At 58.0% G+C, this 11,894-nt stretch carries 11 protein-coding genes, 2 pseudogenes and 1 other annotated feature; of the genes and pseudogenes, 8 read left to right on the top strand and 5 right to left on the bottom strand.

What is annotated here, in order from left to right; translation table 11 throughout:
* Positions 1-75 precede the first annotated feature (75 nt).
* Positions 76-615, bottom strand: coding sequence for a zinc ribbon domain-containing protein (locus QZ326_RS07910; protein ID WP_295743587.1), 540 nt, complete (start codon positions 613-615; stop codon positions 76-78).
* Positions 616-810: 195 nt separating this feature from the next.
* Positions 811-1,040 (top strand) — a binding site (T-box leader).
* 151 nt (positions 1,041-1,191) lie between these two features.
* Here QZ326_RS07910 and QZ326_RS07905 point away from each other — a divergent pair.
* The 8 genes from QZ326_RS07905 to QZ326_RS07875 all read left to right on the top strand — a co-directional run bounded on the left by QZ326_RS07905 (position 1,192) and on the right by QZ326_RS07875 (position 8,091).
* Positions 1,192-1,608 (top strand): hypothetical protein, encoded by a 417-nt coding sequence (locus QZ326_RS07905; RefSeq protein ID WP_295743585.1) that lies wholly within the window; start codon positions 1,192-1,194, stop codon positions 1,606-1,608.
* 401 nt (positions 1,609-2,009) lie between these two features.
* Positions 2,010-2,282 (top strand): ATP-binding protein, encoded by a 273-nt coding sequence (locus QZ326_RS13430; protein ID WP_365328748.1) that lies wholly within the window; start codon positions 2,010-2,012, stop codon positions 2,280-2,282.
* Positions 2,283-2,423: 141 nt separating this feature from the next.
* The gene (locus QZ326_RS07900; protein ID WP_295743582.1) at positions 2,424-3,083 is read left to right on the top strand and encodes a YcxB family protein; all 660 of its coding nucleotides are present in this window, start codon (positions 2,424-2,426) and stop codon (positions 3,081-3,083) included.
* Between the two features lie 48 nt (positions 3,084-3,131).
* A complete protein-coding gene (locus tag QZ326_RS07895) occupies positions 3,132-5,768 on the top strand; it encodes a valine--tRNA ligase (protein WP_295743578.1) in 2,637 nt (878 codons plus the stop codon).
* Between the two features lie 165 nt (positions 5,769-5,933).
* A complete protein-coding gene (locus tag QZ326_RS07890) occupies positions 5,934-6,488 on the top strand; it encodes a DUF3795 domain-containing protein (RefSeq protein WP_295743575.1) in 555 nt (184 codons plus the stop codon).
* Between the two features lie 131 nt (positions 6,489-6,619).
* Complete coding sequence (locus tag QZ326_RS07885) at positions 6,620-6,925, top strand: STAS domain-containing protein (RefSeq protein ID WP_295743572.1); 306 nt, start codon at positions 6,620-6,622, stop codon at positions 6,923-6,925.
* 15 nt (positions 6,926-6,940) lie between these two features.
* The gene (gene spoIIAB / locus QZ326_RS07880) at positions 6,941-7,390 is read left to right on the top strand and encodes an anti-sigma F factor (protein ID WP_295743568.1); all 450 of its coding nucleotides are present in this window, start codon (positions 6,941-6,943) and stop codon (positions 7,388-7,390) included.
* A complete protein-coding gene (locus tag QZ326_RS07875) occupies positions 7,387-8,091 on the top strand; it encodes a sigma-70 family RNA polymerase sigma factor (protein ID WP_295743565.1) in 705 nt (234 codons plus the stop codon). Before spoIIAB ends, QZ326_RS07875 begins: the two co-directional genes overlap by 4 nt.
* Here QZ326_RS07875 and QZ326_RS07870 read toward each other — a convergent pair.
* From QZ326_RS07870 to QZ326_RS07855, 4 genes and pseudogenes are all read right to left on the bottom strand, one after another.
* The gene (locus tag QZ326_RS07870; RefSeq protein WP_295743562.1) at positions 7,979-8,836 is read right to left on the bottom strand and encodes a TIGR03915 family putative DNA repair protein; all 858 of its coding nucleotides are present in this window, start codon (positions 8,834-8,836) and stop codon (positions 7,979-7,981) included. The genes QZ326_RS07875 and QZ326_RS07870 overlap by 113 nt on opposite strands.
* A 13-nt stretch (positions 8,837-8,849) precedes the next feature.
* Positions 8,850-10,115 carry a putative DNA modification/repair radical SAM protein gene (locus tag QZ326_RS07865; protein ID WP_295743560.1) on the bottom strand — a complete coding sequence of 422 codons (1,266 nt, stop codon included), beginning with the start codon at positions 10,113-10,115 and terminating at the stop codon, positions 8,850-8,852.
* A gap of 525 nt (positions 10,116-10,640) precedes the next feature.
* Positions 10,641-11,398, bottom strand: a pseudogene (locus QZ326_RS07860) (IS5 family transposase).
* Positions 11,399-11,802: 404 nt separating this feature from the next.
* A pseudogene (locus tag QZ326_RS07855) lies at positions 11,803-11,894 on the bottom strand (RNA polymerase sigma-G factor); the annotation flags it as partial.

Genomic DNA, 11,894 nt, shown 5'->3' with positions numbered 1-11,894 from the left:
ATGCTGAAGCTGCCCACCTTGCTGTCCTCGGTGGAGAGGCGGATATAGAGGGCAATCACATAGGTGATCGGGCTGTTACTCATTTCCCAGCACCTCCATCACACGCTCAAAACCGCTTTCAAAGGAAAACTTGACGGAAACATCATCGGGTCCGTTCACCGTAACCCGCTCAATTAACTGCTCCACCAGCAGGGCGGAGAGGGTCGTGTCCTTGTCCACCGCAGCCAGCTTGTCGGCCATGCTGGTACAGCGTTCCATCTGCCGCTCCAGCTCGGCAATCTCCTGGTCCACTTGGGCCTTCTGCGCGGCAATCTTGTTGTCACAGCGTTTCATCCGCAGGGCCTCGCCCATCACAACCTCGGCCTTCTGCCGGATGATGGTCAAAATCGCGTCAAATAAACCCGGCTCCGGTAAATGGATAATGCCGCCGGTGCAGGACCCCTCTCCCGTGCGGTCATTGGAGATACAGCGGTAGAAGTACCGCCCGTGGTTTCTCTGCCGGTGAAGGTTCTTGCCGCAGTTGGCGCAGAACACGCGCCCCCGCAGGATATTCTCGCTGTAAGGAACTTTCATGGATTGCCTGTAGGTCATGTCCTGTGTTATACTCTTGCTCATGAAGGATGTGGCTCCTTTCGGTCTGGTTGGTGTGTGGTAACTCAACTTTAACCGGTTTGCCTGCATCCTTCTACTTTTTTCTTCTACTGTCCAATATCTATTGTACTCCTACATTGTACTTCTACAATTGGGTGGAGATCATTTTGCTGGGGTGCTTGACAATCGGAACCGGATATATTATACTGACAAAAACATAAAACTGCGGAGAGGGGAAGCAGTACCCGGTGGGCGGAAGCGAAGAGAGGGAGCGGACGGTGCAAGCTCCTGAGAGGCCCCCGGAGAAGTCGTCCCGGAGCATCGCGGCTGAATGGAGAGTAGGCCGCGGCGGTGTCCCCCGTTATCGGGAGAGGGCGTGAAGCGCCCGTAAGCGCGCGCCCTGCGGGCGCGAATTCAGGTGGTACCACGGACTTCTGTTCGCCCTGAGCCGAAAGGCTCGGGGCGTTTTTTGCTGGGGGAACCAAAATGGAATTTGAGGTGCGGACGGCCTATCCCCGGGAGACCGTGGCCGCCATGGTCTCAGTCTGACGCCGGAGGCGGGGAAACCGGATTCGGATACGGTGGCGTGCCTGGCTGGCAGTGGAGGAAATTCCGGCGGCGTTGGGCCTGTTGTGCTGGTTTTTTCAGGGGATGACTTTCTGGGCTCTGGTGCTGCTGGTGATCGTTCTGGCGGCCCTGGTCGCCGCGGCCCGGAAGGATCAAAAGCGGGAGGAGCAGGCGGCGGACGATATCTGGGCCCGCTGGCCAGACAAGGGGGCGGCGCTGGTATTTTACATCTCGCCGGAGGATTTTCGGTATCAGACGCCGGTCAGCGCCTGCCGTTACCATTACTCTGTCCTGAGGGACCTGCTGGAGGATGACGCTTATTATTTTCTCTTCATCTCTGAAGCTTGGGCCTACGTCCTGAAAAAGGCCAATTGTAAATGGAAAGATAAAGTGTACCAATTTTCGCCACTGAATGGAAGCCGAAGGCCGCCATCTGATACAATGAGGTAACACTCAATTTCGTTCGGCGGGGTTCAGCCAGCGGGAAGTGGCGCAGCGGCTTGGAATCAACTGCAAAACAGTAAAACGGTATTTGGAAATGCCGGTAGACGAGTACGGGGGAATGTGCAGCACTGTCTGCCGGATACAGTACCTGGACAAGTAGCAGGCACAGATTTTGGAGTGGCTGCGTGAATTTCCAGACCTGACAGCGGCCTAGGTATGAGACTGGCTGGGGGAACACAACCGGGAAGAGGTGAGCGGGCGGACGGTATCCCGGTATGTGAAGCTGCTCCGGGAGGAGTACGGGCTGAAAAAGAGCGTAGCGCCGCGAAAATATAAGGCGGTGCCGGAGCTGCCGATGAGGCAGCAGATACAGGTGGATTTTGGGCAGAAGGTACTGCCAAATGTAGATGGTGGGCAGACTGGGGTGTATGTGGCGGCGTTCGTGCTGTCCCGGCCGCGGTACAAGTACGCGCAGGAACAGAGCCGGCCTTTCACCGGCACAGACCTGGTGTGGATCTGCCATGGCTGTCGCTATCCTCGACCGCCTCATCCACCGCTACGGGATTATTAGCACGTCCGGCTCCAGCTACAGACTGGAGCACCACAGTCCATTACTAACTAACTTTTTCCGCTGGTATACTTTGTGGCGAAACCCCACCCAAACCTGGTATACTTTCTAGCGAAATTTGGCCCATTTTGCTTGACTGCTTACACCGGTTTCACCCAGGGGAGCCCGGAGGCGTTTCGAAGCTTTTTACAGCAGAAAACCGGCTATCCGGTGGAGTTTATCAAGTAAGCAGAGGACATCCGGAGGTGTGCCTATGGAATTTGAGATCCGTCTGGAGGACTACATTATTGGGGATTTCGCGGCTTTCTGGCATGGCTGCATGCGAAAGAGGCCGGGGGAGCCGTCGCCGGACGCGCCTCCCCCTAAGCCTATGCTGGCGGCGGGCCGTTTTTGCAGCTGGTTTTTTATTGTGATGGGGCCGTTGTGTATCTTCAACAGCCTCTGGCAGGGACAGAGTATGTGTTTGGAGGGGACTGGAGCGGCAATATGGTTTCTGAACCTCTGTCTGACTACGCCCTTGGGCGGAGTGCTGGTCGTTGTCTTTGGCGTACTGTGTCTCTGGCAGCTGCGGAAAAATGCCGAATCGCCCTCGGACCCTATGTCCCCGCCCTACCCCAGATGGGCGAAAAGGGCCTGGAAGCGGTACCGGGCCCGGGCCGCTTTGGGGCTGCGCAGCTGCCGGTTTAACGGGGAGGGCTGCTGGCTCCACGATGCCCAGAGCGACCACCGCTATGACTACGGGATGCTGGAACAGCTCTGGGAGGATGCCGGGCACTATTACTTGGTCCTGCCGCGTTCCCAGATCTATATTCTCCCCAAGCGTTCCTTCACCAAAGGTGCGCCGGAGGACCTCCCGGCCCTCTGGCAGGAGCGGACGGGAACGCCGGTACTGCCGGTTAGTCCGGCTCGTTGAAAATAGTCTATACTGCAAAACAACAATGCTTAGGATAGGAGAGTCAACATGAGAAAAGAACTGCCGAAAGTGTACGAGCCCCAGCAGGTGGAGGGGCGCATCTATGAGATGTGGGAGAAGGGTGACTGCTTCAAGGGCGACCCGGACCCCAAGAAAACACCCTTTTCCATCGTCATGCCGCCCCCCAACGTCACGGGCCAGCTCCACATGGGCCATGCCATGGACTGCACCCTCCAGGACATCCTCACCCGCTTCAAGCGGATGCAGGGTTACGCCGCCCTCTGGGTCCCCGGCGTGGACCACGCCGGCATCGCCACCCAGATCAAGGTGGAGGAGGAGCTGCGGACCAAGGAGGGCCTGACCCGCTACGACCTGGGGAGGGAGAAGTTCCTCCAGCGGGTCTGGCAGTGGAAGGAAAAGTACGGCGGCCGGATTGTCCAGCAGCAAAAGAAGATGGGTGTGTCCTGCGACTGGTCCCGGTCCCGCTTTACCATGGACGAGGGCTGCTCCAAGGCCGTCCGGGAGACCTTCTGCGAGCTCTATGACAAGGGCCTCATCTACAAGGGCAGCCGCATTATCAACTGGTGCCCCCATTGCGTCACCGCCCTCTCCGACGCGGAGGTGGAGTACCAGGACAAGCCCGGCCACCTCTGGCACATCCGCTATCCCCTCACCGACGGGTCCGGCGACCTCGTTGTCGCCACCACCCGGCCCGAAACCATGATGGGCGACACCGGCGTGGCCGTGAACCCAGAGGATGAGCGGTTCAAGCATCTGGTGGGCAAGACCTGCATCCTGCCCATTATGAACCGGGAGATCCCCATTGTGGCGGACGAGTACGTGGAGCTGGGCTTCGGCACCGGCGCGGTGAAGATGACCCCCGCCCACGACCCCAACGACTTCGAGGTGGGCCTCCGGCACAACCTGGAGGTCATCCGCTGCATCGGGGACGACGGGAAAATCAACGAAAACGGCGGGCCCTACAACGGGATGGACCGCTATGAGTGCCGGAAGGCCATCGTGAAGGATTTGGAGGAGCAGGGGTATCTGGTGAAGACCGAGCCCTACAGCCACAACGTGGGCACCTGCTACCGCTGCCACAACGACGTGGAGCCCCTGATCTCCGCCCAGTGGTTCGTGAAGATGGAGCCCCTGGCCAAGGAAGCCCTCCGGGTGGTCCGGGAGGGCGAGGTGAAGTTCGTCCCCGAGCGGTTCAGCAAGACCTACACCAACTGGATGGAGAACGTCCACGACTGGTGCATCTCCCGCCAGCTCTGGTGGGGCCACCAGATTCCCGCCTGGTACTGCGACGACTGCGGGCACATCAACGTCAGCCGGGAGGACCCGACGAAGTGCGAACAGTGCGGCAGCGCGCACCTGACCCGGGACCCCGACGTGCTGGACACCTGGTTCAGCTCCGCCCTGTGGCCCTTCTCCACCCTGGGCTGGCCGGAAAAGACGGCGGATCTGGATTTCTACTACCCCACCTCCGTCATGGTGACCGGCTACGACATCATCTTCTTCTGGGTCTCCCGGATGATCTTCTCCGGCTGCGAGCAGATGAAGAAGATTCCCTTCCGCACGGTTCTGATCCACGGCCTGGTGCGGGATGACAAGGGCCGGAAGATGTCCAAGTCCCTGGGCAACGGCATCGACCCACTGGAGGTGGCGGAGAAGTACGGCGCGGACGCCCTGCGCTTCAACCTCATCACCGGCAACAGCCCCGGAAACGATATGCGTTTCTATACTGAGAAGTGCGAGGCCATGCGGAATTTTGCCAACAAGATCTGGAATGCCAGCCGGTTTGTGATGATGAACCTGACTATTGACAGCTGTGCCCTGCCGGAGACGGACAGGCTGGCCCCGGAGGACAGATGGGTCCTCTCCAAGCTGAACACCCTGGTGAAAGAGGTCACGGAGAATCTGGACAGTTACGAGATCGGCGTGGCCTCCGCTAAGGTTTACGATTTCCTGTGGGACACTTACTGCGACTGGTATATCGAGCTCACCAAGACCCGGCTGAACGGTGAGGACCGGGATGCCAGCCTGACGGCCCAGAACGTCCTGTGCTATGTTCTGGTGGAGCTTTTGAAGCTGCTGCACCCCTTCATGCCTTTCATCACAGAGGAGATTTTCCAGGCCCTGCCCCATGAGGGCGAGTTCCTCATGACCTCCCGGTGGCCGGAGTACCGGGAGGAGCTGAGCTTCCCGGCGGAGGAGGCCGCCATGGAGGCCGTGATGGATACCATCAAGGCCATCCGGGCCCGCCGGGCGGAGATGAACGTGCCCCCCAGCAAAAAAGCGGAGGCCCTGCTGGTCACTGCTACGCCGGACATCTATGCCCAGGGACTGCACTTCATTCAGCGGCTGGCCTATGCCTCCCGGGTGACCTTTGCCGACGCGGCCCCCGCCGACACCGCCGGACAGGTGACGGTGGTGACTCACAACGCCACGGTGTACCTGCCTCTCAGCGAGCTGGTGGATGTGGCCGAGGAGCTTGCGCGGATCGAAAAGGAGATTGAAAAGGCCAAAAACGGCCTGCGGATTGTGGAGCAGAAGCTGTCCAACGAGAAGTTTGTCTCCCGGGCCCCGGAGGCAGTGGTGAACGTGGAGCGGGAAAAAGCTGCTAAATTCCAGGAGCTTATCGCCAAGCTGGAGGAGTCCGCTAAGGCCATGCGGGCATAAAAATACCAAGGGCCCCGCCGGATTCCGGCGGGGCCCTGTGCGAAAGGATTCATTCAGCGGAGGCAGACTGTTCTGCGGTCGCCTGTCCGGTGCAGCCGTTCAGAAGCGGAAAAGGGACCTCTTTCGTGAATTTCCTCCCGAAAAATCAGAGGAATTGGAGTACATATGAAGGATTTTATAAGAGCGGACCAGCTGTTTTCCCTCTGTGGGCTGAACTGCGGCCTCTGCACCATGCGCCTGGGCGGTTACTGCCCCGGCTGCGGCGGGGGAAAGGGAAACCAGAGCTGCGCTATCGCCCGGTGCGGTCTGGACCATGGCGGAATCGCGTATTGTTGGCAGTGTGGGGAGTTTCCATGTGCCCGCTATAAAGAGGATGAGTACGGCAGCTTCATCACCCATCAAAACCGCCTGCGGGATCTGGAAAAGGCCCGGCGGACCGGTATGGAGGCCTATCATGCGGAGCAGAGGGAAAAGTGCGGAATTCTGCATTTCCTGCTGGAAAACTATAACGACGGCAGGCGGAAGACCCTGTTTGCCTTGGCGGCAAATCTGCTGGAGCTGGAGGACCTGCGGGAGATTTTGGAGCGGCTTTCGGATAAGACGGCCGGACTGCCGCTCCGGGAGCGGGCCGGCCGGGCTGCGGCGCTGTGCAGAGAGGCGGCGGTCCGGCGGGGAATCGACCTGCGGCTGCGAAAAGCGCCTGGAAAATCTGAAAAGTGAAAAAGAAAGGAAATTTTCAGAGGAATTCCAAGGGTTTCGACAGAAATCAAAGAATAGACATGTTATCATCACCGTAAGGCGCAGAGCCTTGCGGTGATTTTTTGCGCAGAATCGGAAAAGGGGCGAAAAATATGGAGATCAATGTACAGAGCGCGGACAGACAGCTGCTGCTGGAGCTGTCCGGAGAGGTGGACCACCACGGCGCACGGGATGCTCTGCGGGAGCTGGAGCTGGCGGTGGATGCGGCGTTGCCCGCCAGACTGGTACTGGATATGACCGGCGTGACGTTTATGGACAGCTCTGGCATCGCGCTGATCCTGCGTGCGCAGCAGAGAATGCAGCTGTTGGACGGCAGTGTTCTAGTCTGCAATGTGCCGCCCCAGGCCCGGCGGGTTTTGGACGCCGCTGGCGTGGGCCGGCTGGTGACGATTCGATAGAGGGAGGTTTACATAATGAAGACAAAAGCATTCAATGAAGTGACGCTGGAATTCCCCAGCCGTAGCAGCAACGAAGCCTTCGCCCGGGCCGCCGCAGCCAGCTTTGCGGCGCAGATGGACCCCACCCTCAATGAACTGGAGGACATCAAGACCGCCGTCAGCGAGGCGGTGACCAACGCCATCGTCCACGGCTATCCGGATTCTATCGGCAAGGTGGTGGTGAAAGTGCGCGTCTGCCCGGAGAACACACTGGAGATCACGGTGCGGGACTATGGGCGGGGCATCCCGGATGTGGATCGGGCCCGGCAGCCCATGTATACCACCGGGGGAGCAGAACGCAGCGGTATGGGCTTCACAATTATGGAGAGCTTTATGGACAGGCTCTCTGTGCGCTCCGTGCCGGGAAAGGGCACGGCCGTAGTGATGAAAAAGCGGCTGGCACCCCGGCTGAAAGCGGCGAAATGAGCGCCGCGCTGGAGCTTTTGCGGGCGGCGCAGGAGGGAGACCGGGACGCCTGCGAGCAGGCGGTCATCGAGAACAACGGCCTGATCTGGAGTGTGGTGCGGCGGTACTACGGCCGGGGTGTGGACCCGGACGACCTGTATCAGCTGGGATGTCTTGGTTTTTTAAAGGCCATCCAGGGCTTTGACTTCGATTATGGCACCTGTTTTTCCACCTACGCCGTGCCCAAGATCGCCGGGGAGATCCGGCGGTTTCTGCGGGACGACGGCGCAGTGAAGGTGGGGCGGAACCTGCGGGAGCAGTCCCAGATGCTCTACGGACTGCGGGAACGCCTGCGCCATGAGCTGGGAAGGGAGCCGCTCCTCTCGGAGCTGTCGGAGGCCTCCGGCCTGACGGCGGAGGAGATTGCCCAGATCGACCTGGCCACCGACACGCCGGAGTCCCTCCAGCAGGAGACCATTGACGGGCTGACCCTGGAGGGGGTGCTGGGCACAGAGGCGCCGGAGGAGGCCCTGGTGGAGCGGATCGCCCTGCGGGAGGCCATCGACCAACTGCCGGAGAAGGAGCGGATGACCATCCTGCTCCGCTACTTCAAGGGATTGACTCAGGAGCGGACAGCCCGGGTGCTGGGGGTATCTCAGGTGCAGGTATCCAGGCTGGAGCGCCGGGGGCTGAAACGGCTTCGTGAGAGCTTTGGGCCCTGAAATACGACTCGTCCTGAAACTCTGTCATGGTGTTCCAGTATCGCTTGGGCATATTTGTCATCCGGCATTTGGGGTTATAGCGCTCTTTGATGGCGATGGTGTCGTAAAACCGCTTCCACAAAAGTCGGTAAGCCGCCTCGGCCTCGTCCGGCGGGGCCATCTGAAAATCTGCCAGAGGGCGGATAACCGCCTTTCCGGCGGCGTAGAAGAGGGCCTCATGATGGGTGCGGTCATAGAGAAAAAACTTCTCGTTGAGATACCGGGCGCAGAAGTGGCCCCGCAGGATGGGCAGCACTCGGTTTTTCGGCTCGATCTCGCCGCCTAGTACACCCCCCAGATCAGAAAAGCGGGTGAATCCCTTGAGAAGATGGGCCTCACCCTCCAGGTGCCGGACGGCTTTGGTCACGGGGTAGAGGACCGGGTCGGAGCGGTTTGCCAGGAAACTGCCCCCCTCCCGCAGAACCTTTTGAACAAGGCGGTAGAGGTGAAGCTCTTTTTCCGGCAGGCAGGTGAGAAACCCCTTGCGCAGCAGCTCTGCCGCCGGGGGGGAGCATTTAACCACCTTCCGGTACACCCGGCCCGCATGTTCCCGGTCCGTCGGGATGGAGCGGCTGGCGAACAGCATTGGAACAAGGTCCTCATCGCAGCAGATGGCGGTGGGGACTTCTTTGTTGGCGTAACTGTCGAAGATGCAGCTGAGAAAGCCCTCAAAGCTGCCGTCATAGCAATAGACTATTTCCGTCATAGAGGTCTCCCGGTCATATGGCGGTGAAAAGGGACAACTGCTCCATGGGCGGCTGGGGCAGCAGAGGGTGCTCCGCGGCGATCAGCCCGCGCAGGAGGCTGTCCGGCGTGAAGCGGAGACCCTCGGCTGTTTTGCCGGAGGCAGTGAGAAAATACTGGGCCCGCTTCATCACAACGCCCAGCTTGGGCAGGTTTTCCATGTGGAGAGGACCCGTCCGGCGGGCGGAGAGGATGCGTCTGGCGGAGACGATTCCCACGCCTGGAATTCGCAGCAGAGATTCATAGTCTGCGGTGTTGACCTCCACAGGAAAAAAATTCAGATGGGCCAGGGCCCAGCTGCACTTGGGGTCCACCCTCGGATCGAAGTCCGGGTTTCCCTCATCCAGCAGTTCCTCGGCCCGGAAGCCGTAGAACCGTAGCAGCCAGTCCGCCTGGTACAGCCTGTGCTCCCGCAGGAGCGGGGGCTTTACGTCTTTGGCGGGCAGCAGGGCGTGCTCCACCACCGGCACATATGCGGAGTAGAACACTCGTTTTAGACGGTAACGGTCATAGAGGCCCTGGGTGAGACGCAGAATGTGGAGATCGTTGTCCGCTGTGGCGCCTACAATGAGCTGTGTACTTTGACCGGCAGGGGCAAATTTAGGGGCGTGGCGGTATTTCACCAGTTCCTCTTTGCTCTGCCGGTTTCGGACCTGAATCTGGCGCATGGGGGCAAGAATTGCGCCTTTGGTCTTGTCCGGCGCCAGGGCCTTTAGTCCTGCCTCGGAGGGAAGCTCAATGTTGACGCTGAGGCGGTCCGCCAGGAATCCCAGCTGTTCCACCAGTTCCGGTGCGGCGCCGGGAATGGCCTTGGCGTGGATATAGCCGTTGAAGCGGTAAGTCTCCCGCAGCAGCCGCAGGGATTGAATCATCAGCTCTGTGGTGTAGTCCGGACTGCGCAGCACACCCGAGGAGAGGAACAGACCCTCGATATAGTTCCGCCGGTAGAAGCTGATGGTCAGGTCCGCCAGTTCCTCCGGGGTGAAGGCGGTCCGCTTTGTTTCGTTGCTGCGGCGGTTGACGCAGTACTTGCAGTCGTACACGCAGCGGTTTGTCATCAGCACTTTCAGCAGTGTGACACACCGCCCATCAGCGGAGAAGGTGTGGCAGCAGCCGGCCAGAGAGGTGGAGGTATTGCCGATGTATCCCTTTTTTGATGTGCGGCTGCCGCCGCTGGAGGTGCAGGCGGCGTCATATTTGGCGGCGTCGGTAAGGATCGTCAGCTTTTCAAGAACGTCCATGGGAGTGGATCACCGGACCCGCCGGGGATGTTCGATGGCGTCGATCACCCGAAAGAGCTGGGCAGTGAGGACCGACACGCCGATGACGATGAAGAAAAGAGTCCAGCCAGTCATATAGAGACCTCCCTTAATACCGCGATTGAATGATCTGCAGAGAATAGAATATTTGTTCTATTTCTATAATATATCGAACATTCGTTCTTGTCAAGAGGGGATTTTGAAAAGGAAATGGCCAACCGCGCATTTTATCATCTGTGATTTTAGTTTTGCGGCTGCGGCTTTACACGGGCGGGGCTCTGTCCCCGCCTGTTTTCCCGAAAGCGCCAGGTTTCCGGCGGACGGGCCGGGACAGAGCCTCGCCCTTACATAAAATCTGCAAAGAGAGTGCTCCCTTTGAAAGGACCTTCAATTCGTAAAGTAATAAGTATACAAAAACATGCAGTGGTTCATTTATAATTATTGCAAGCTCATTATTGATTTTTTAGGCCAGTCTGATTTTGCTGCGTGCATAATACTAGGTGGTGTTCACATAAGAGCGTCCACAATAAGAGCAAAATAAACAAACGCCAAAAAGATGATATCCAGTTTATCATAGCGAGTGAAAATGCGGCGAAATCTCTTGAGGCGGCGAAAAAGCCTCTCAACCTGATTGCGCTGTTTGTACAGCTGCTTATCGTAATCCCAGGGATTTTTACGATTGCTTTTTGGCGGAACCACAGGTGTGCAACCAAGTTCGATGGCCAAAGCTCTCGTCTCACCGCCTTCATAGGCCCGATCCATCAGCAGATAAACCGGGCGGCCAGCCGGACCAAGCTGCCGCAAAAGGGCGCGGCCTTCCGGGGCATCACCGCAGTTCCCCGCAGATAACGCCAATGTTACCCCATCCCGACCAGATGCGGCGACCATATGAAGCTTGGTGTTCCATCCGCCTCACATTCTTCCAACGGACTGTGGTCCGCTTTTTTCAAAGCGTCCATTCCATCTGGATGAACTTTGATACAGGTAGAATCCAGACACACTACGTTTACTTGGATTTTGAAGATACCGAGCTGCTGCAAACGCAGAAAGGCTGCTTGCAGCACACCATTTTTTGTCCAGCGCTTCACCCGGACATAGATCACGTGCCAATTCCTGTATTCTTCGGGCAGGCTCCTCCGTTTGCACCCATTCTCTACGAGGTGCAGCACCGCATTCAACACGTTCAGGTTACTGATTTTTGCTGGTTTCCGCTGCGTGGGAAAGCAGTCTTTGATTTGCTCATATTGCTTTTCTTCTATCTTCATTCTTCTATTCTGTCACAAACTCCTATAAGTATGAACAGCACCTAGAGCAATTCCCCAAAATACTGAGAAAAGTTCAGCGGCCCGGGAAGCGATAGCTGCGTTGCCGTCCTTGACGGGCGTCAGCCTGCCTGCGTCCTCCGCTTTGCTCTGCATTCCACGTCTTTGCTTCCTTTTTCTCATTATTTCTGGGAACTGCTCTAGATAGTGTTTACAGGAAATATATGGTATCAGGAATAAATATGGTTTTTTCTATTTTCTCAAATATCATAGAACTGATTTGTGCAAATCGACTTATGATTAACAAGTCTTCGAACACGCTCTGTCTGGGAAAATGCGCAAAATTTCTTAAATTCCTACAAATTTGGAAGTAGATTGGGTATCCAGAAATTTCCGGTAGACACCATCTAGATATTTTTTTTGATGGTGTTGATAGCGCCCTTTTCCAGCCGGGAGACCTGGGCCTGGGAGATGCCCACCTCGGCGGAGACCTCCATCT

Origin of the sequence: uncultured Oscillibacter sp., assembly GCF_910587525.1 — a bacterium.
Taxonomy (GTDB): domain Bacteria; phylum Bacillota; class Clostridia; order Oscillospirales; family Oscillospiraceae; genus Oscillibacter.
This window is presented reverse-complemented; position numbering and strand designations above follow the sequence as displayed.